Origin of the sequence: Mycobacterium fragae (genome assembly GCF_002102185.1) — a bacterium.
GTDB lineage: Bacteria > Actinomycetota > Actinomycetes > Mycobacteriales > Mycobacteriaceae > Mycobacterium > Mycobacterium fragae.
The window spans coordinates 478348-497632 of sequence record NZ_LQOW01000031.1 but is presented as its reverse complement, the minus strand read 5'-3'; the positions used below and the strand labels follow the sequence as shown (position 1 = coordinate 497632).

General features: G+C 67.9%; 18 protein-coding genes. 5 read left to right on the top strand and 13 right to left on the bottom strand.

All coding sequences use genetic code 11. The annotated features are described in order from the left end of the window. Position 1: 1 nt before the first annotated feature. From mraY to AWC06_RS20665, 8 genes are all read right to left on the bottom strand, one after another. The gene (gene mraY, locus AWC06_RS20700; RefSeq protein WP_085199835.1) at positions 2-1081 is read right to left on the bottom strand and encodes a phospho-N-acetylmuramoyl-pentapeptide-transferase; all 1080 of its coding nucleotides are present in this window, start codon (positions 1079-1081) and stop codon (positions 2-4) included. Beyond that, positions 1078-2646 (bottom strand): UDP-N-acetylmuramoyl-tripeptide--D-alanyl-D-alanine ligase, encoded by a 1569-nt coding sequence (locus AWC06_RS20695; protein ID WP_085199834.1) that lies wholly within the window; start codon positions 2644-2646, stop codon positions 1078-1080. The genes mraY and AWC06_RS20695 overlap by 4 nt, the downstream gene beginning before the upstream one ends. After that, positions 2643-4184 (bottom strand): UDP-N-acetylmuramoyl-L-alanyl-D-glutamate--2,6-diaminopimelate ligase, encoded by a 1542-nt coding sequence (locus tag AWC06_RS20690; protein WP_372458192.1) that lies wholly within the window; start codon positions 4182-4184, stop codon positions 2643-2645. The genes AWC06_RS20695 and AWC06_RS20690 overlap by 4 nt, the downstream gene beginning before the upstream one ends. A 74-nt stretch (positions 4185-4258) precedes the next feature. Then, positions 4259-6193, bottom strand: coding sequence for a peptidoglycan D,D-transpeptidase FtsI family protein (locus AWC06_RS20685; protein WP_085199832.1), 1935 nt, complete (start codon positions 6191-6193; stop codon positions 4259-4261). Then, positions 6190-7356: a cell division protein FtsL gene (gene ftsL / locus AWC06_RS20680; RefSeq protein WP_085199831.1), complete on the bottom strand. Its 1167-nt coding sequence runs from the start codon at positions 7354-7356 to the stop codon at positions 6190-6192. The genes AWC06_RS20685 and ftsL overlap by 4 nt, the downstream gene beginning before the upstream one ends. Next, complete coding sequence (gene rsmH / locus AWC06_RS20675; RefSeq protein ID WP_139820154.1) at positions 7353-8507, bottom strand: 16S rRNA (cytosine(1402)-N(4))-methyltransferase RsmH; 1155 nt, start codon at positions 8505-8507, stop codon at positions 7353-7355. Before rsmH ends, ftsL begins: the two co-directional genes overlap by 4 nt. Position 8508: 1 nt before the next feature. Next, complete coding sequence (mraZ, locus tag AWC06_RS20670; RefSeq protein WP_085199829.1) at positions 8509-8943, bottom strand: division/cell wall cluster transcriptional repressor MraZ; 435 nt, start codon at positions 8941-8943, stop codon at positions 8509-8511. 291 nt (positions 8944-9234) lie between these two features. Beyond that, a complete protein-coding gene (locus tag AWC06_RS20665) occupies positions 9235-9636 on the bottom strand; it encodes a DUF3040 domain-containing protein (protein WP_085199828.1) in 402 nt (133 codons plus the stop codon). A 239-nt stretch (positions 9637-9875) separates the two neighbouring features. Here AWC06_RS20665 and AWC06_RS20660 point away from each other — a divergent pair, with 239 nt between their 5' ends. Then, positions 9876-10475 (top strand): GNAT family N-acetyltransferase, encoded by a 600-nt coding sequence (locus tag AWC06_RS20660; protein ID WP_085200092.1) that lies wholly within the window; start codon positions 9876-9878, stop codon positions 10473-10475. Positions 10476-10564: 89 nt separating this feature from the next. After that, the gene (locus tag AWC06_RS20655) at positions 10565-11215 is read left to right on the top strand and encodes an LppM family (lipo)protein (protein ID WP_211282009.1); all 651 of its coding nucleotides are present in this window, start codon (positions 10565-10567) and stop codon (positions 11213-11215) included. 10 nt (positions 11216-11225) lie between these two features. Here AWC06_RS20655 and AWC06_RS20650 read toward each other — a convergent pair whose 3' ends face one another. Continuing rightward, positions 11226-12116 carry a mycobacterial-type methylenetetrahydrofolate reductase gene (locus AWC06_RS20650; protein WP_085200090.1) on the bottom strand — a complete coding sequence of 297 codons (891 nt, stop codon included), beginning with the start codon at positions 12114-12116 and terminating at the stop codon, positions 11226-11228. Between the two features lie 188 nt (positions 12117-12304). Here AWC06_RS20650 and idsA2 point away from each other — a divergent pair, with 188 nt between their 5' ends. Then, entirely contained in the window at positions 12305-13351 is a 1047-nt protein-coding gene (gene idsA2, locus AWC06_RS20645) for a bifunctional (2E,6E)-farnesyl/geranyl diphosphate synthase (RefSeq protein ID WP_227371062.1), read from the top strand. Between the two features lie 5 nt (positions 13352-13356). Beyond that, a complete protein-coding gene (locus tag AWC06_RS20640; protein WP_085199827.1) occupies positions 13357-14874 on the top strand; it encodes an alpha-(1->6)-mannopyranosyltransferase A in 1518 nt (505 codons plus the stop codon). On the opposite strand, the gene AWC06_RS20635 is transcribed toward AWC06_RS20640, so the two are convergent. After that, on the bottom strand, positions 14861-15265 hold the full coding sequence (locus AWC06_RS20635; RefSeq protein ID WP_085199826.1) for an Rv2175c family DNA-binding protein: 405 nt from the start codon (positions 15263-15265) through the stop codon (positions 14861-14863). The genes AWC06_RS20640 and AWC06_RS20635 overlap by 14 nt on opposite strands. A gap of 79 nt (positions 15266-15344) precedes the next feature. Between AWC06_RS20635 and AWC06_RS20630 the strand changes: the two genes are divergently transcribed. After that, positions 15345-16502 (top strand): protein kinase domain-containing protein, encoded by a 1158-nt coding sequence (locus AWC06_RS20630; protein ID WP_139820153.1) that lies wholly within the window; start codon positions 15345-15347, stop codon positions 16500-16502. Here AWC06_RS20630 and AWC06_RS20625 read toward each other — a convergent pair. Genes AWC06_RS20625 through AWC06_RS20615 form a run of 3 tightly spaced genes read right to left on the bottom strand, consistent with a single transcriptional unit; the run spans position 16499 to position 19258 of the window. Next, positions 16499-17887 carry a class II 3-deoxy-7-phosphoheptulonate synthase gene (locus tag AWC06_RS20625; RefSeq protein WP_085199825.1) on the bottom strand — a complete coding sequence of 463 codons (1389 nt, stop codon included), beginning with the start codon at positions 17885-17887 and terminating at the stop codon, positions 16499-16501. The two genes, AWC06_RS20630 and AWC06_RS20625, sit on opposite strands and share 4 nt — an antisense overlap. 30 nt (positions 17888-17917) lie before the next feature. After that, positions 17918-18403: a polyadenylate-specific 3'-exoribonuclease AS gene (locus AWC06_RS20620; RefSeq protein ID WP_085199824.1), complete on the bottom strand. Its 486-nt coding sequence runs from the start codon at positions 18401-18403 to the stop codon at positions 17918-17920. Between the two features lie 6 nt (positions 18404-18409). Beyond that, positions 18410-19258, bottom strand: a complete 849-nt coding sequence (locus tag AWC06_RS20615) for a hypothetical protein (protein WP_085200087.1) — start codon at positions 19256-19258, stop codon at positions 18410-18412. Positions 19259-19285: the final 27 nt, after the last annotated feature.

Below are 19285 nucleotides of genomic sequence, written 5' to 3'. Positions count from 1 at the left end.
GTCAGCCGCCGGTTGCGGCGAGCCACTCGCTGTAGAACAGCGCCACCCCCAGGCCGCAGCTGATCGCGGTCAGCAGCCAAAACCGGATGATCACCGTGGTTTCGGCCCACCCGGCCAGCTCGAAATGGTGGTGGAAGGGCGCCATCCGGAACACCCTGCGACCCGTGGTGCGAAATGTCAGGATCTGCACTACCACCGAGGTGATCTCGGCGACGAACAGCGAACCCAGCACCACGGCGAGGATTTCGGTGCGGCTGGTCACCGATATGCCGGCGATGATGCCACCCAGCGCCAGTGATCCGGTGTCGCCCATGAAGATCTTGGCCGGCGCGGCGTTCCACCACAGAAAGCCGATGCAGGCGCCCGCCGTCGCGGCCGCGATGATCGCCAGATCCAGCGGATCGCGCACGTTGTAGCAACCCAGGCCCGGCGCGGTGGCACAGGCGTTGCGGTACTGCCAGAACGTGATCAGCACATAGGCGGCGCACACCATGGCCATGCAGCCGGCGGCCAGCCCGTCCAGCCCGTCGGTGAAGTTCACCGCGTTCGACCAGGCGCTGACGACGATCACGCAGAACAGCACGAAAAGCGCGGGAGGCAATGTGACAGTGGCGATTTCACGCACGTAGGACAGGTCGGAGGTGCCCGGGGTCAGACCGTCGTCGTTGCGGAATTGCAGCACCAGGACGCCGACCAGCACGGCGGCGGTGATCTGCCCGATGGTCTTGGCCGTCTTGTTGAGTCCCAGATTGCGCGACCGCCGGATCTTGATCAGGTCGTCGACGAATCCGACCGCCCCCAGTGTGGTCGCCAAAAACAGCACCAGCAGGCCCGACGCCGACGGCCCTTCGCCGCCCAACGCCAGGCCGGCGAGGTGGGTGCCCAGGTAGCCCGTCCAGATGCCGGCCAGGATCGCCACGCCGCCCATCGACGGGGTGCCGCGCTTGGTCCGGTGACTGGGTGGGCCGTCCTCGCGGATCTCGTGACCGAATCCCTGCCTGGTGAACAGCCGAATCAGCATCGGGGTCAACACAATCGACACCGTCAGCGCGATGCCGACGGCGATCAGGATGTCGATCATCGGGCGACGCCCGGGCCGTCGGGCGACGAGCGCGTCGCGCGAGGAGAGACGCGGCCCATCGGCCCAGCGTCTTCGGCGACGAGCGAGTCGGCCAGTGCACCCAGGCCGGCCGCGTTGGAGGCCTTCACCAGCACTACATCCCCGGCCTGCAACTCGGCCCGCAGCAATGCCAGGGCGGCGTCGGCGTCGGCGACGATGCTGGCCGCTCTATCGCCTTCTGAGGCCCATGCCCCCTCCATGACCGCGCCGTGGTGCATGGCGTCCATCGGCCTCCCTGTTCCCACGACAATGAGTCGAGTCACATCTAAGCGCACCGCTAACCGGCCGATGCGGTCATGCTCGGATATCGCGTCGTCGCCCAGTTCGGCCATCTCGCCCAGCACCGCCCAGCTGCGGCGTCCTTCTCGCGCCATCCACGCCAGCGCCTGCAACCCGGCCCGCATCGAGTCGGGGTTGGCGTTGTACGCGTCGTCGATCACGGTCACCCCGTCGGGGCGGGTGACCACCCGCATTCGGTGCTGCGACAGCGGGTGTGCTCCGGCCAGGGCGTCGGCCACCTGCTCGGCGGTGGCGCCGCATTCCAGCGCGACCGCCGCCGCGCACAGCGCGTTGGCCACCTGGTGGTCGCCGTGCACGGATAGTGCGATGTCGACGGCGACGGTGCCAGTTTGCAAGCCGGTGTGCAGCGTGAAGCGCGGCCTGGCCAGCTCGTCGAGCGTCACCGGCCCCGCCCACAGGTCGGCGGTTCGCTGCTCACGACTCACCCGCACCACCCGCGCCGAGGTTTTGTCGGCCATCGCGGCCACCGCCGGGTCGTCGACGTTGAGCACGACTACCCCGGACTGCGGAATAGCTTGGGGCAGCTCGGCTTTGGTGCGCGCAATGGCCTCGCGTGAGCCGAACTCGCCCAGATGCGCGGTGCCGACGTTGAGCACCACTCCGATTGCCGGCGGTGCAATCGCGGCGAGCGCCGCGATGTTGCCGGGGTGGCGCGCCGAGAGCTCCAGGATCAGGTAATCGGTGCTGTCGGTGGCGCGCAGCACCGTCCACGGATGGCCCAGTTCGTTGTTGAAGGACCCGGGGGGTGCCACCACCTCGCCGAGCGGCTCGAGCACTGCGGCCAGCAAGTCCTTCGTCGACGTCTTGCCCGACGAACCGGTGATCCCGACGATCGTCAGCCCACCGGTCACCAGCTCCGCGGCCACCGCTGCGGCCAGCTTGGCCAGCGCGGTCAGCACCGCCGCGCCCGACCCGTCGGTGTCGTGCTCGAGCACACCTGCCAGCGCGCGGGGGGCGTGCGCTTCGGGCTTCACGACGATCGCGGGCACCCCGACGGGGCGGGCGGCCAGTACGGCGACCGCCCCTGCGGCCACCGCCGCCGCCGCATGGTCGTGCCCGTCCGAACGTGCCCCGGGCAGCGCCAGGAACAACCCGCCGGATGTGACTTTGCGCGAGTCGAATTCGACTGTGCCGGTTACGCGCAACTCGGCCGCCGCCTCTGCGGAGATGTCTGACAGTTCGCCGCCGACGATGTCGGCGATCTGGGCGACCGTGAGCTCGATCATCGGCGCGCCTCGAGGGCCGCGGCGAGCTCGACCCGGTCGTCGAACGGGCGGGTGTGGCCGCCGCCGCTCTGACCGGTCTCATGGCCTTTGCCGGTGACCAGCACGACGTCTCCGGGACGGGCCCAGGACACGGCGTGGTCGATCGCCGCGCGCCGGTCGCCGATCTCGACCACTGTTGCGGCGCCGCCGGCTTCGGCTGCGCCGGCCAAGATCTCGCGACGAATCGCCGCGGGATCCTCGCTGCGTGGGTTGTCGTCGGTCACCACGACCAGGTCGGCGAGCTCGGCGGCGATCTTGCCCATCGGCGCGCGTTTACCCTGGTCGCGATCGCCGCCCGCCCCGAACACCACGGCCAGCCGACTGCCGGGGCGGCGCAGCGATCGCAGCACCTCGCGCAGCGCACCCGGCTTGTGCGCATAGTCGACCAGCGCGAGGAAGTCCTGGCCGCGCTCGATCTGCTCGAGCCGCCCCGGGACGCGGGTACCGCGCAGCCCGGTTGCCGCCTGCTCGGGGGAAACCCCGAGTGTGTCCAGAATAGCCAGTGCGACAAGGCAATTGGCGATGTTGTAGCCGCCAGGCAACCGGATGGCCACCCGGTGGTGCACGCCCGCCGGGTCGACGGCGGTGAACTCCTGCCCCCCCGCCTGCACCGTCACGTCCTCCGCGCCCCAGTCCGCAGTGCGGCCCTGGGCGCTGACGGTGACCGCGTTGGCCGCGCGCTCGGCCATCCGGCGACCGGCGTCGTCGTCGATGCACACCACCGCGGTGCGGGCGCGCAGCGGCGAGGTGGGGTCGAACAACCGGGCCTTGGCTTCGAAGTAGTCCTCCATGGTCGGGTGGAAGTCGAGATGGTCGCGGGACAGGTTGGTGAAGCCACCCACCGCGAAGCGGACGCCGTCGACTCGGCCCAATGTCAGCGCGTGACTGGACACCTCGATCACCACGGTGTCCACCCCGCGCTCGGCCATCGCGGCGAGCTGCGCCTGCAATGCGGGGGCCTCGGGCGTGGTCAGCACGCTGGGGACGTCGGTGCCGTCGATGCGCAGGCCGATGGTGCCGATCAGCCCGACCGTCCGCCCGGCCGCTCGCAGGCCCGCCTCGATCAGATAGGTCGTGGTGGTCTTTCCCGACGTTCCGGTCACGCCGACCACTGCAAGCCGCTCGGAGGGCCGACCGTAGACGATGGCGGCGAGTTCGCCGAGCACTCTGCGGGGTGCGTCGTGCACCAGGACCGGCACCGAACCGCGGTGGCCGGCTACCTCTGCCACCCCGGCGGCATCGGTCAACACCGCGACGGCCCCACGTTCCAGCGCGTCGCCGATGTAGCGCGCGCCGTGGGTCGTTGCGCCGCTCAGCGCGGCGAACAGGTCACCCGATACGACGTCCTGGGCTCGCAGCGTCACACCGGTGACACGCAGGTCGGGAACGACCGTGTCCTCGGCGGCGACGGCGCCCACGGCGGCGGCCAGCTCCGGCAACGGCGCGCCCGCGCCGGCGGTGGGGCGCAACGCAGCGGGCACCGTGATCACCTCCGTCATGGCCATTTTCTGACGTCGTGGCAGCGCGTCAATCAGCCATGACACCTTATCGACCCGGCGACGACACTCAGCCGCTATAGGGCTTGCAACGTCAACGGCGGCCCGGGATCGGGCGAGAGCGGGATGTTTTCGCGCTGCAGCAGCCAGCCCGCGATGTTGTGGAACAACGGGGCGGCCGAGTGGCCCGGTGTGCCGTCCGCATTGCGCTGCGGGTTGTCCATCATGATGCCGACCACGTACCGCGGGTTGTCGGTCGTGGCGATGCCGGCGAAGGTGATCCAGTAGACGTCGTCGAAATAACAGCCGCAGGCCGGGTTGATCTGCTGGCCTGTCCCGGTTTTGCCCGAGATCTGGTAACCGTCGACCGCGGCTTGCGGCCCGGTGCCCTGCTGGTAGCCCCTCGGATCACGCTGCACGACCCCGCGCAGCATGTTGCGCACGGTCTGCGCGGTCTGCGGCGAGACCACCCGTACGCCTTCCGGCCGCGGCTCTTCGGTCCGGCTGCCGTCGGGCCCGATGGTGGCCTTGACGATTCGCGGCGCCATCCGCAGCCCGTCATTGGCGATCGTCTGGTACATGCCGGTCATCTGCAGCAGAGTCATCGAAAGGCCTTGGCCGATAGGCAGGTTGGAGAACGTGCTGCCCGACCACTGGTCGATCGGCGGCACCACGCCGGCGCTCTCGCCCGGCAACCCGACACCGGTGCGCTGACCCAGGCCGAACTTGCGGAGCATGTCGTAGTAGCGGTCCGGGCCGACGCGCTGCGCGAGCATCAGCGTGCCCACGTTGGAAGATTTCCCGAACACGCCGGTGGTCGTGTAGGGCATCACGCCATGGCCCCAGGCATCGTGCACGGTGACCCCGCCCATGTGGATCGAGCCCGGCACTTGCAGCACCTCGTCGGGATTGCTCAGCCCGTACTCGATAACCGAAGACGCGGTGACGACCTTGTTCACCGACCCGGGCTCGAATGGCGAGGACACCGCGAGGTTGCCCATCTCTTTGTTGCCCTGACGGCCAATGTCCTGGGAGGGGTCGAAGGTGTTGTCGTTGGACATGGCCAGCACTTCACCGGTCTTGGCGTCGAGGACCACCGCCGAGACGTTGCGGGATCCGGACAGGTTCTTGGCCTGCTGCACCTGTTGCTGGACGTAGAACTGGATGTCGTCGTCGATGGTGAGTTGGACGGTCGAGCCGTTGACCGCCTTGTGCTGGTTGCGATAGCTGCCGGGGATCACCACGCCGTCGGAGCCGCGGTCGTAGGTGACCGAGCCGTCGGTGCCGGCCAGCTCGGCGTCCAGCGAGTCCTCCAGCCCGAGCAGACCGTGGCCGTCCCAGTCGATGCCGCCGACGATGTTGGCCGCCAGCGATCCGCCCGGATACTGGCGCAGGTCTTGGCGTTCGGCGCCGACCTCGGGGTACTTTTTCGTGATCACCGTGGCGATGGCGGGGTCGACGGCGCGAGCCAAATAGACGAAGGTCTCGTCGCTCTTCAGCTTTTTCAGCACGGTGGCCGTGTCCGGCTTGTTGTTCAGGCGCAGCGCGACCTCCTTGGCGATGTCGCGCAGTCGCTGCTGCGGGTCGGGGGCGTTCGCGTTCTTTTGTTTGGCCTCGGCGAGCTGCTTGTGGATCCTGCGCGGCTGAAAGGTCAAGGCGCGCGCCTCGATGGTGAAGGCGAGTTGGTCGTTGTTGCGGTCGATGATGCTGCCGCGCACCGCCTTTTCGACGTCGGTCACCTTGAGCTGGCCGGCAGCCTCGGCACGCAGGCCGGAGGCGCGCGGCACCTGCAGGTAGAACAGCTGCGCCGCCGCCACTATCAGGGCCACGAAGATGACGGCGTTGCCGGCTCTGTGCCGGAAAACGAACGACGCACCGCGCGCCCCGAGCTCGGCAGCTTGGCGGGTACGACGCTCGCGCGCCGAACGGCCGGGCGGGGTTGCCTTTGTCTTGCGGCCCGCACGGCCTACGGGCCGTGACGATCGGCCGCCTGACCGGTCCGCGCGACTCACCGTGCCGCGCCGGGTGTCGTTGCGGTCAGCGGGCCGAACTGCTCGCCGATGAGCGGCGCAGTCGCGGGCGGCGCCGCGGTCCCGTGCGGCACGCCGCCCGGCGGCACGACGCCCGCGGGTGGTGGCGCCGGCGGGGGCGCCGCAATGGTGGGCGGCGGTGCGGGCCCGGCAAGGGGCGCGGGCCCGGCCACCGCCGGTGGCACCGCGGGGGGCGGAGCCAGATCGGGCGGGGCCGCAACAGGTGCCGGGGGCGCAACAGGTGCCGGGGGCGCGGGCACAGCGGGAGGCGTGGGCGGTGCCGGGGGTGCGGCCGGAGCGGGAAGATGCTCGGTGCCCAACGTGGTGGCGCCATCGGGAGCTCGGACCATCACCTCCGGACCGGTCAGTCCCGGCACGGCCGGTGCGCCTGTACCCGGGCCCACCCGAACCGGCACCTCGACCGGATTCACCGGCGGCGGAGGCGGTGCGGGCCGCTCGTCAGGCAGCTTGGTGTTCAGCGGTGGCGGCGGCATCCCCTCGGCCGGCTTGGGAGTGCCGACGACCACCCAGTTGCCGGCCGGATCCTGGATCAAGTGGGCGGTGTCCCTCGTCGGGATCATTCCCAGGCCGCGCGCGGCCTCGGCCAGCGCCGGTGCGGACTGCGCCTCCAGCACGTCGCGCTCCAGCGCCTCCTTTTGCTGCTGCAACAGCTGGTTCTTCTCGCGGGCGTTGCCGAGTTGATAGGAACGCTCGGCCGCATCGGTGGACAACCACAACGTGACGCCCAGCCCGGCGCCGAGGGAGCCGATGACCAGCACCACGAAGGGCACTTTTGCCGCCAGCGTGCGTGGCCGTAGGTCGATCGACGCCAGCCGATTGAGCAAACGATCCCGTAAAGGCGGACGGATAACCTTGGGCGCCTTGGCTTTCCGCGCCTTCGCCCGTGCCTTGGCCTGGCTGGTGTTCTTCGGTCGAGCCATCCGCTCAGCCGGACGCGCCATCGGGGTGGTCTGCGGCGCAGTACGCGGAGCCCGTGGCTCATGGGCTGGCGCCGAGGCCTTTCCGCCGCGCGCACGGGTGCGACGGGCGGGCGCGGGATCGGCTGGTCGGCGCCCGGACTTTTTGGATGCCCCGTCATGCCCGCGACGGCGATCGCGGGGCGGCGCTTCGCGCTTGGCCTTCATGAGTCACTCCTGCCCGCGGCCCGCTGCCCGGGTTTCACCCGTTGCACTGCGCGCAGTCGCACCGCGGCGCTGCGCGGGTTGTACCGGATCTCGGCGTCGTCGGCGCGTTCGGCGCCGCGCGTCAAGGAAACGAATTGCGGTGCGTGCCCTGGGAGTTCGACCGGTAGATCGGACGGCGTGGTGGATCTGGTGGCCTGCGTGAACATCCGTTTGACGATGCGGTCCTCCAGTGATTGATAGGACAGCACCACGATGCGCCCGTCGACGGCGAGCGCATTCAGCGCGGCGGGAAGAGCGTCGTGCAACGCGTCCAGCTCGGCGTTGACCGCAATGCGCAGTGCCTGGAATGTGCGCTTGGCCGGATGCCCGCCGGTGCGCCGTGCCGGGGCCGGGATCGCTTGGTAGACAACCTCTACCAGCTCGCCGGTCGACGTGAACGGCGTGCGCGCCCGGCGGCGCACGATGTGCGCGGCGATGCGGCGCGCGAAGCGCTCCTCGCCGTATCGGCGCAAGATGTCGGCGAGCGTTGCCTCGTCGTAGGTGTTGACTATCTCCGCGGCGGTCAGCGGTGATCCGGGGTCCATCCGCATGTCCAACGGCGCATCGTGGGCGTAGGAAAAGCCGCGCTCGCCGCGGTCGAGTTGCATCGATGACACGCCGAGATCGAACAGCACACCGTCGACGGATCCTGTTGCGCCATAGCCGGATCCGGTCAGGGCGCCGACGAGCCCGTCATAGCGGGTCTGGATCAGCGTGACCCGATCGGCGAACCGCGCCAGCCGGGCACGGGCGATGTCCACGGCGGTCGGATCGCGGTCGATGCCGATCAGCCGTAGCCCGGGCAGGTCGGTCAAGAACCGCTCCGCATGTCCGCCTGCACCGATGGTCGCGTCGAGGAGCACCGCACCTGATCCGCCCGGATCGTGCCGCGTCAGCGCAGGGGTGAGTAGTGCCACGCAGCGGTCGAGCAGTACCGGCACATGACCGAAACCACCAGTGGCGTCAGGCACGACAACACCTCCCCGACGAATGACCGACCGGGCGATTGCAAGCGCCCCTGCGCCGAGGTCCCTGTCCGAGAGCACGAACCTGGCGTTGGGGAAGTACGTCAGGGTCGGTTCGGGCAGAGGCCACGGCGCACGGGCATGCACCTCAGATAATGTCGTCGAGTGCTTCATCGCTGGCCGCGGAGAAGTTCTCTTCATGGGTCTGCTGATAGTCCTGCCAGGCCTGGGCATCCCAGATCTCCAGGTAGTCGACCGATCCGATCACCACGCAGTCCTTCGAGAGGTTCGCGTAGCGGCGGTGCTCGGCAGATAACGTGATGCGGCCCTGCGCATCGGGATGCTGTTCGTCGGTGGCGGCAGCCAGGTTGCGCAGGAAGGCTCTGGCCTCCGGGTTATTGCGCTTGGCCCGGTCGGCCAACCGGCGGGCGAGCTGCTCGAATTCCGCGCGCGGGTACACAGCAAGGCTGTGGTCTTGGCTCTTGGTGACCATTAACCCTCCTGCCAGCGCGTCGCGGAACTTGGCGGGCAACGTCAGCCGCCCCTTGTCGTCCAGCTTCGGCGTGTAGGTGCCCAAAAACATCCGGCCACCTCCACGCCATCGCCCGGTGTCCTCGTCACCTGGTTTCCCCTACCGACTTCCGCCACCATACCCCACAATCCCCCACTTTGCGCCATTTATTGGATAACAGATGGGTGATTTACGCGGTGGCAATCCACCCCGCCGTGATGGGCAGGCATAACGCCGACCCGCCGGACTCGGAATTACCCAGATCAGCGCCGATCAGATGCCGGGTGGGGCGTTGTGGGGCTGCGGTCCGGCCCGGGCACAAAAAAGGGGCAGCCGGTCGGCTGCCCCACAGTTGGTAAATCGTTACTCGTCGAACCGGCGGCGGAAGCGGTCCTCCATGCGGCTGGTGAAGGATCCACCGGCGCCCTTGGCGCGGCGCTGACGCGGGCCGGGCGAGGACCCAGGGTGATCGGCCCGACCAGTCAACCGCGGACCGGTGATGGCAAACACCACACCACCGAACATGACGAGGAATCCGAGCACGGACAGGATCGGGAAGGTTCCGATCATCGTGGCCTTGAACGCCACGCCGGAAACCAGCATCCCGAGACCGATGACGAACAGCGCCGCGCCTTGGAGTCGCCGCCGAGCGGTCGGCGCACGCAACCCCCCGCCACGCACGCTGGAGGCGAACTTGGGGTCTTCGGCATAGAGCGCGCTCTCGATCTGCTCGAGCATGCGCTGCTCATGATCGGAGAGTGGCATTCGTCCCTCCTTGCCGAAAAGCTGTCACGTAACTATCGATAGCACGTGGATGCCCATTGTATGGGCAACTAATCAGAATGATACGAGGTCAATCTGTGCCGTACCACCGCTTCGGTTGCCGATTGTAGCCATGCGACGATGCCGGCCGATCACCGCTCCGGCACGCACTGCCGCGCCCGACGATGAGTCCGATAATGAAGCGGAAGCACGGCACCGGATCATCAGGAAGGCACCGCGAGTTGGCGACATTCCTCATCGACCTCCCGGCGCACGACATGCAGCGCCGGCTCGGTGATGCGTTGAATGTGTACGTCGACGCCATGCGGTATCCACCCGGCACTGAGAACCAGCGTGCGGCGATGTGGCTGGAACACACGCGCCGGCGCGGCTGGCAAGCCGTCGCCGCGGTGGAGGTGTGCGGCTGGCCCGGGGCGATGCCGCCGGCTGCCGAACTGAGCAGCGCCCCTTTGCTCGGGGTGGCCTACGGCTATTGCGGCGCACCCGATCAGTGGTGGCAGCAGCAAGTGGTGACGGGGCTGCAACGCGGCGGCTTCCCCGGCCCGGAGATCGCCGAGCTGATGTCCAGCTACTTCGAGCTGACCGAATTGCATATCCATCCCCGGGCCCAGGGCCGCGGCCTCGGAGAAGCGTTGGCGCGCAAACTACTTGCGGGCCGGCCAGAAGCCAATGTGCTGCTGTCGACGCCGGAGATCAACGGCGAAGCCAATCGCGCATGGCGGCTGTACAGACGTCTCGGCTTCGTCGACATCATCCGCGGCTACCACTTCGCGGGCGACCCGCGGCCGTTCGCAATCCTCGGCCGCAAGCTGCCGCTATAACCGCACTCGGCCGACCCGGCCCCGCGGGAACCCCGGTCTGGCACGATGATCGGGTGTTCACCGCTCGTCATCGCCGCCGCCTGCTGGCGATGACGATGCTGCTTCTGGCGATGCCGGTACTCGCCGGGTGCGTCAAGGTCAAAGCGTCGATCACCATCTCCCCCGACGACCTGGTGTCGGGAGAGATCATCGCCGCGGCCAAACCCCGCAACGACAAAGACGCCGGGCCGCAACTGGATCCCAACTTGCCGTTCAGCCAGAAAGTGGCGATCTCCCAGTATGACCACGAGGGCTACAAGGGCTCTGAAGCGGTCTTTTCCGAGTTGACCTTTGCCGAATTGCCGGAGCTGGCGAACATGAACCCCGACGCGCAGGGGGTGAATCTGTCCCTGCGCAGAGCCGGCGACCTGGTGATCCTGGAAGGGCGGGCGGATTTGACCTCGCTGACCGACCCGCAGGCCGACGTCGAACTCACCGTCACCTTCCCAGGCTCGGTGACTTCGACCAACGGCGACCGCATCGGCTCGGACATGGTGGAGTGGAAGCTCAAACCGGGCGTCGTCAATACCATGACCGCCCAGGCTCGCTACACCGATCCGAGCACGCGCTCCTTCCGCGGCGCCGCCATGTGGCTGATCCTGTCGTCGTTTGTGGTCGCGGGAGTGGTTGGGGCGCTGGCCTGGTACGGCCGCGACCGCTCACCGCGGTTCGCCGAGCCGAGCGACGAGCCACCCGACTGACCGCAACCGGTCAGCTCGTCGGCGACCAGTAGTCGAGCATTTCTGCGAACGTCTCGAACGCCGGCGCAGAAATGCCGTACGTCGCCTCGAGATGGATGCTCAGCGGATAGCCAAGGTCCGCGACGCCGTCGATCACCCGCTTGTACAGGTCGACCATCAGCTTGCGCTTCTGAGCAGGTTCCGAGTTGGCCAAAGTCTTGACGAACTCCTGCTCGTCGGCCACCGCGGCATTGCCCGGGTCCTGGATGAGCCAGTTGATGAAACCCACCCGGTTCTCGATCTTCGGTACGAAGCCGAACGACAGCAGGATTTCCGGGCGATGGTCTGAGTTCTTCGCGAACTCGGCGAGGAACTCCGTAATGGCGTCGGAATACAACAGCTGCGTCTGCGCGAACGTCGCACCCCGATCGCACTTGAAACCAAAGCGACCGGCTTCCCCCTCCCGGGTGGGGATCAAGATCACGCCGCGGTTGGCCACCAGCTCGCGGTAAATCGACAGGGCGTCGGTCGGCGCCACGCCGGAGCCCTCGCCGTCGGCCATCGTGCGCGGTACGCCGACGAAAACGACGCCCTCGATCCCGGCCCGGAGCAGCTCATCGAGCCGTCGGCGCAGCGATTGCTCATCCATGAACGCGGTGACCTGGGTGCACAGCCCGCTCAGCCCGGGCAGCTCCGGCTTGATGATCGACCAGAAATCCAGCACGTCGAGCTTCGGTTTCATCTCGACCGGCCGGTCATCCTCCTCGGCGATCAACCCGGGCATCATCACGTGGCCGATGCGGCCGGCGATACCGGCCTGCGCGGAAAGCTGCAGCACTTTGCGGGCATCGTCGATTGCCTGCTCAGCACCGCGTTCCACATTCGGCGGCACCAGCTCGAGCGCGATGGTGTTGAAGGTCAACGGGCTGCTCCTCATCAGACGCGCGAACTCGCGCGGGTCACCGACAGCATAGGTGCGGGTTAGTGAGCCTGTCGAAGCAACTCCGGCCGCCCTGGCGCCGAATAGACTGTCGGACCAGGGCGGCTATACCAGGAAGGGGTGGCGCGCTGAGCGTCGAAGCAGCGGCGACCGTCGAGTTGGGCCATACCATCACTGCCATCACCGACCAGTTGCGGAGGTACCTGCACGACCGCCGCGACGCGTCCGCGTACATCGGCAGCGATTACGACGCCATGATCGCGGTCCTGGAACAGTTCGTGCTCGACGGCGGGAAACGGCTGCGGCCCGCGTTCGCCTACTGGGGCTGGCGCGCGGTATCGACCGAAGACGCCGACGCCCAAGTGCTGCTGCTGTTTTCCGCGCTCGAGCTGCTGCACGCCTCGGCGCTGGTGCACGACGACGTGATCGACGGGTCGGCCACCCGTCGCGGCCGGCCGACCGCGCACATGACTTTCGCCGCGCTGCACCGCGACCGGCACTGGAATGGGTCCTCGGACCGATTCGGGATGTCCGCGGCCATCCTGCTTGGCGACCTGGCGCTGACCTGGGCCGACGACATCGTCGCAGGGGTCGATCTGCCGGCCGATGCGCACCGCCGAGTCCGCCACGTCTGGGCCGACATCCGCACCGAGGTCCTCGGTGGCCAGTATCTGGACATCGTGGCCGAGGCCAGCGCGGCCGAGTCGATCGCCTCGGCGATGACCGTCAACCTTTTCAAGACCGCGTGCTACACCGTGTCGCGACCGCTGCAGCTGGGGGTGGCCGCCGCCGCGGATCGACCCGACGTGCAGGCCCTTTTCTACGACGTCGGCACCGACCTGGGTGTCGCATTCCAGCTGCGCGACGATGTGCTGGGTGTGTTCGGCGACCCGGCGGTCACCGGTAAGCCCTCCGGTGACGACCTGCGTTCCGGCAAGCGCACTGTGCTGCTGGCCGAGGCGGTGGAATTGGCCGACAAATCAGATGCCAGTGCCGCCAACCTGTTACGGGCCTCGATCGGCAACGACCTAACCGAGACCCAGGTCCGTGAACTGTGCGGTGTGATCGAAGGAGTCGGTGCGCTGGCCGCGGTGCAGGACCGTATCGACATGCTGACCCGGCGAGCGCTGGGCAGGCTGGCCGACGCACCCATCAACGCGGCGGCCAAGGCCGGGCTGTCCGAGCTTGCCAGGCTGGCCGCCAACCGGTCGGCGTGACGCGAATGTCCGCGACCGGCTCGACAACCGCCCGGACGCAACGCTTTTCACGACTACGAGAGTTCATCAGCGCTCCCGAGGGCCGACCGGCGCTGCTGGGCTGCCTGGGCGCGGCGCTGATCACCGTGGGGGGACTCGGCGCGGGCAGCACCAAACAGCATGACCCCGTGCTGGAATCAATCCACTTGTCCTGGCTGCGTTTTGGCCACGGGCTGGTGCTCTCCTCGGTACTGCTGTGGTTCGGCGTGGCGGCGATGCTGGTGGCATGGCTGACCTTGGGCCGACGCGCGATCGCCGGCAATGCCAGCGAGTACACCATGGTGGCCACCACGGGCTTCTGGCTGGCGCCGCTATTGCTGTCGGTGCCGGTCTTCAGCCGCGACACCTACTCGTACCTGGCACAGGGTGCACTCCTGCGGGACGGATTGGACCCCTATGCGGTTGGTCCAGTCGATAACCCGAATCCGTTGCTGGACAATGTAAGCCCCATTTGGACCATCACCACGGCGCCGTACGGCCCGGCGTTCGTGATGGTTGCCAGGCTCGTCACGATGTTGGTCGGCAATCACGTGATCGCCGGAACCATGCTGTTACGGCTGTGCATGCTGCCCGGCCTGGCGCTGCTGATCTGGGCGGCGCCGCGCGTGGCCCGCCATCTGGGGGCCAACGGGCCGACGGCGCTGTGGATCTGCGTGCTCAACCCGCTGGTGATCATCCATCTGATGGGTGGAGTGCACAACGAGATGCTGATGGTGGGGCTGATGATGGCCGGCATCGCATTGACCTTCGAGCGCCATCCCGTTGCGGGCATAACGCTGGTCGCGGTCGGCGTCGCGGTCAAAGCCACTGCCGGTATAGCGCTGCCGTTTTTGGTCTGGGTGTGGATGCGCCAGCTACGTGAGCGACGGGGGTATCGGCCGTTAGCGGCCTTTGCGGCGGCCGGCGCGTACTCGGTGCTGATCTTCGTCGCGGTGTTCGCGGTGTTGTCCGGTTTGGCCGGGGTGGGGCTCGGCTGGCTGACCGCGCTGGCCGGTTCGGTGAAGATCATCAACTGGTTGACCATCCCGACGGCGACGGCGAATCTGGTCCACGCCATCGGCGGATGGTTCTTTCCGGTGAACTTCTACGCCGTGCTGCACGTCACCCGCGCCGCCGGCATCGTGATCATCGGGGTGTCGCTGCCGCTGCTGTGGTGGCGGTTCCGGCACGACGACCGCGAGGCGCTCGCCGGCATCGCGTGGGCGATGCTCGTCGTCGTGCTGTTCGTGCCGGCCGCGCTGCCGTGGTACTACACGTGGCCGTTGGCGGTGGTGGCCGCGCTCGCCCAGTCACGACCGGCGGTCGCGGCGATCGCCGGGTTTTCCACTTGGATCATGGTCATCTTCAAACCCGATGGCGCCCACGGCATGTACTCGTGGATCCATGTCCTGATTGCGACGGCCTGCGCGATGGTCGCGTGGTACTCGCTGTACCGGGCGCCTGAGCCCGGCGTCGAAACCGCCGAAAGTCTCAGTACGCCATAGCTTGTGCGCGGCGTAGCACTTCGCGGGCCTGGTGGGCGTGCAACGCGTCGACCGGACGGGCGTTGCTGATGGCGTCGCGCGTGCCGTCGCGGGTGACGGTCAGCGACGGATCGGGGGTGAACAGCCAGCGCACGATCTCGGTGTCGCGGTAGCCGCCGTCGTGCAGCACCATCAGCAGCCCCGGCAGGCTTTTGACCACGTGTCCGGACTCGGTGAAGAAGACCCGCGGAACCACCACATCACCGGCGCGGCGCACCGCCACCAGATGGCCTTCCCGCAGCTGTTGGTGCACCTTGGTCACCGGCACACCAAGCAGCTTGGCGACGTCGGGCAGGTCGTAGGTGGGCTCGTCTGGATCCAGGACGTCGTCGCCGGCCGGAATACTGCTCATCGCGCCCAGTCTAGAGCTGATTCCGGCGCGCTGAGTGCGGGTTTCGGGCTGAAATCGCGATGCCACCTACGATAGGCCCGTGACGGATCCTCTAGAGGGCACGTTGCTGGACGGGCGGTACCGGGTTACGACCAAGATCGCCACCGGCGGCACGTCGACGGTGTACCGCGGGCTCGACGTCCGACTGGACCGGCCCGTCGCGCTGAAGGTGATGGATTCGCGCTACGCCGATGACCAACAGTTCCTGACCCGGTTCAAGCTCGAGGCCCGAGCCGTCGCCCGGCTCAAAGACCCGGGGCTGGTCGCGGTGTACGACCAGGGCGCTGACGCCCGCCATCCCTTTCTGGTGATGGAACTCATCGAGGGCGGCACCCTGCGCGAGCTGCTGATCGAGCGCGGCCCGATGCCGCCGCATGCAGTTGCCGCGGTGCTCCGACCGGTGTTGGGCGGTCTGGCCGCCGCGCATCGCGCGGGCCTGGTGCACCGCGATGTCAAACCCGAAAATGTCCTGATCTCCGATGACGGCGATGTGAAAATCGCCGACTTCGGGTTGGTCCGCGCCATCGCGGCGGCCGGAATCACCTCTGCCAGCGTCATTCTCGGGACCGCCGCCTACTTGTCCCCTGAACAGGTGCGCGACGGTGATGCCAGCCCACGCAGCGACGTGTACGCCGTCGGAATCATGGCCTTCGAGCTGCTGACCGGACAGACGCCGTTTTCCGCCGACTCCGCGTTGTCGGTCGCATATCAGCGACTGGACAACGATGTTCCGCCACCGAGTGCGGTGATCGGCGGTGTCCCCCGCCAATTCGACGAGCTGGTGGCCCGCGCGACGGCGCGCGAACCGGCCGACAGGTACGCCGACGCGCTCGACATGGATGACGAGTTGGAGGCGATCGCCGACGAGCTGGCGCTCCCGGAATTCCGGGTGCCTGCGCCGCGCAATTCCGCCCAGCACCGATCAGCGGCGCTGCACCGCAGCCGGATAGACGAGCGCCGGCCCACCGATGAGGTGCGCCACCCGACCCGTCAGCTGACCCGTGATGACTGGTCCGATGAACCCGAATACCGTGAAATATCAGGCCGATTCGCCGGCATCGAGATGAGCGAGTTCGTACTCGCGCGCCAGCACGCCCAACGCATGGTGCTGATCTGGATCGCGGTCGTGCTGGCGGTCACCGGCATGGTCGCCGCCGCGGCATGGACCGTCGGCAGCAACTTGGCCGGACTCCTCTAGTCGCGCAGCATCTCGGCGACCAGGAACGCCAGCTCCAGCGACTGCTGGGTGTTCAGTCGTGGGTCGCACGCCGTCTCGTAGCGACCGGCCAGGTCGCTGTCCGAAATGTCTTGCGCCCCACCGAGACACTCGGTGACGTTCTCGCCGGTGATTTCGACGTGGATGCCGCCCGGATAGGTGCCCAGCGCCCGGTGCACCTCGAAGAAGCCCTGAACCTCGTCGACGATGCGATCGAAATGCCGCGTCTTGTACCCGGTGGACGACTCGTGGGTGTTGCCGTGCATGGGGTCGCACTGCCAAATCACCTGATGCCCGGTGGCCTGCACCTTCTCGATGATCGGCGGCAGCAGGTCACGCACCTTGTTGTTGCCCAACCGGCTCACCAACGTCAACCGGCCCGGCTTGTTGTGCGGGTCGAGGCGCTCGACGTATTCGACCGCAAGCTCCGGGGTGGTCGTCGGCCCGATCTTGACACCGATCGGGTTGTTGATCACCTCGGCGAATGCGACATGCGCCCCGTCGAGCTGGCGGGTACGGTCGCCGATCCACAGGTAATGCGCCGAGAGGTCATACAAGCGGGGCTCGCCGTCTTCAACGTCGGACAACCGCAGCATCGCCCGCTCGTAGTCCAGCACCAACGCTTCGTGGCTGGCGTAGATCTCGGCGGTCTGCAGGTTGCGGTCGGCCACCCCGCAGGCACTCATGAACCGCAAGCCCCGGTCGATCTCGACGGCCAGCGCCTCATAGCGCGCGCCGGCCGGAGACGTCCGGACGAACTCGCGGTTCCAGTCCTGCACCAGATGCAGCGACGCCAGCCCCGACGAGGTCAGCGCGCGCACCAGATTCATCGCCGCGCTGGCGTTGGCATAGGCGCGCACCAGCCGCGATGGGTCGTGCTCGCGCGCCTCAGCGTCCGGGGCGAACCCGTTGACCATGTCGCCGCGGTAAGACCGCAGGCCCAGCGCGTCGATATCGGCCGACCGGGGTTTGGCGTACTGCCCGGCGACTCGGGCCACCTTCACCACGGGCAGGCTGGCGCCGTAGGTCAGCACCACGGCCATCTGCAGCAGCGCCCGGATGTTGGCCCGGATGTGCGGCTCGGTGTTGTCGACGAACGTCTCCGCGCAGTCACCGCCCTGCAGCAGGAACGCCTCTCCCTTGGCCACCTGCGCCAGCTGCTCCTCGAGCCGCACGATCTCCGATGCCACCGTCACCGGTGGCACGCTTTCCAGAACCGTGCGCATCACCCTGGCGCGATCTTCGGGCCAGCTGGGCTGCTGGGCCGCGGGCTTGGCCAATGCGGCGTCGAGTTGCGCGCGCAGATCGGCCGGCAGCGGCGGCAACGAAGGCAGCTGGTCGATCGGTACGTCGACGGTCCAGTTCACTTCTACATGGTAACTGGGCCCGGCGCGCCGTTAATCGTCGTCGGCGGTGATCAGCCGAAATCGTCGCAGCTGGTCGCGGGCGTCGACCAGCGCGTCGTGCACGTCCGCCGGCCGCCGCGGCATCCGGGGGCGTCCGCGGTCCTCCCACAGCTGCCGCAGCTCGCGAGTGAATCGGGGCATCGCCGTCGGCAGCTCGGTCATCGCTCCCCACAGCTGACACAACGCCACATGGTCATACCCGCCGACCCATGCCCACAGCTCGATCGGCTCGGCGGCGTCGACCCCGAAAAACGTCTCCAGGTCCGAGCGGATCCGGGCGCGTGTGCGCCACAGCGGCGAAGCCGGAGGCGGAAGCTTGGGCAACACGTGGGCGCGCACCCAGCTGCCGGCGCGCTCGGGGTCGAATTCGGTTGATACTGCGTAATATTCGCGGCCGTCTTCGGCGGCCACCCCGATCGAGATCAGGTCGATGGTGCGGCCGTCCTCGATGAACTCCGTGTCGTAGAAATACCGCACGGCCGCCTACCCGCCACCGCCGGCGGCCAGGGCAGGTTCGGATCCCTCGGGCGGTGGTGCGGCGTGCACCTCGCGGTCGAGCTGCTCGTCGACCTGGCGCTCGTCGGGAAAGTGCGGCGTGCCCGCGACGGCACGCTGCAGCCACAGCTTGGCCCGCACGATCGGGCGGCGCAATTTGCGTTCACGCTCGACGGCACGACGCATCTTGTCCGGCTGCTGGTTGTAGCGCCAACGCGCCCACGGTGCATGTGGGCGCGACAGCCGGATGGCCGCGATGAACAGCAGAAAGACGAAGAACATGCCGATCAGACCGGTCCACACCTTGCCCTTGAGCAGCACCACCGCAGCCAATGGCGGCATCAGGACCATCCCGACGATCACGGCGCTGCGCATCAGCGGCGAGTTCGTGGTGTCGTGCCACAGCGAGATGACGAACATCATCGGGTGCAGTCCGAGCACCAGCAGTCCGCCGACCGCCACCCCCGCGAAGACGGCGTCAACCGAGGTCCGCCCGTCCTCCTCCCAGTACACGTCGGACAGGTGCAGGATCAGCGCATACTCGTCGAGCACGAGCGCCGCACCGATGCCGAAGAAAATCGCAGACAGGGTGTACTCGGGTTCGTGCCCGTCGACGGACACCGTCACCAACGTCAGGCCAGAGACCATCACCATGACCACCCCCACGACCACGTGGTGGATGTGCACCCGGCCGATGTGGATGTTGCGCGGCTCCCACCACCGGGGTGGGACGCCGCGATCGGCGCGGTAACGGATGTAGCGCACGAAGGTACGCGTCACGAAGAACGTCAGGATGAATGCGACCAGACAGCACAGCAAGGGCAGTCGGCCACGCATCACGATGTCGTTGTGCAGCCAGCTGAG

What these genes read in the sequence shown, in the direction of transcription:
- mraY (WP_085199835.1), bottom strand. Translation starts at nt 1,081, where the DNA reads ATGATCGACATCCTGATCGCCGTCGGCATCGCGCTGACGGTGTCGATT.
- AWC06_RS20635 (WP_085199826.1), bottom strand. Translation starts at nt 15,265, where the DNA reads ATGAGCAGTATTCCGGCCGGCGACGACGTCCTGGATCCAGACGAGCCC.
- AWC06_RS20690 (WP_372458192.1), bottom strand. Translation starts at nt 4,184, where the DNA reads ATGACGGAGGTGATCACGGTGCCCGCTGCGTTGCGCCCCACCGCCGGC.
- mraZ (WP_085199829.1), bottom strand. Translation starts at nt 8,943, where the DNA reads ATGTTTTTGGGCACCTACACGCCGAAGCTGGACGACAAGGGGCGGCTG.
- AWC06_RS20640 (WP_085199827.1), top strand. Translation starts at nt 13,357, where the DNA reads ATGTCCGCGACCGGCTCGACAACCGCCCGGACGCAACGCTTTTCACGA.
- AWC06_RS20655 (WP_211282009.1), top strand. Translation starts at nt 10,565, where the DNA reads ATGACGATGCTGCTTCTGGCGATGCCGGTACTCGCCGGGTGCGTCAAG.
- ftsL (WP_085199831.1), bottom strand. Translation starts at nt 7,356, where the DNA reads ATGAAGGCCAAGCGCGAAGCGCCGCCCCGCGATCGCCGTCGCGGGCAT.
- AWC06_RS20665 (WP_085199828.1), bottom strand. Translation starts at nt 9,636, where the DNA reads ATGCCACTCTCCGATCATGAGCAGCGCATGCTCGAGCAGATCGAGAGC.
- AWC06_RS20615 (WP_085200087.1), bottom strand. Translation starts at nt 19,258, where the DNA reads ATGCGTGGCCGACTGCCCTTGCTGTGCTGTCTGGTCGCATTCATCCTG.
- AWC06_RS20695 (WP_085199834.1), bottom strand. Translation starts at nt 2,646, where the DNA reads ATGATCGAGCTCACGGTCGCCCAGATCGCCGACATCGTCGGCGGCGAA.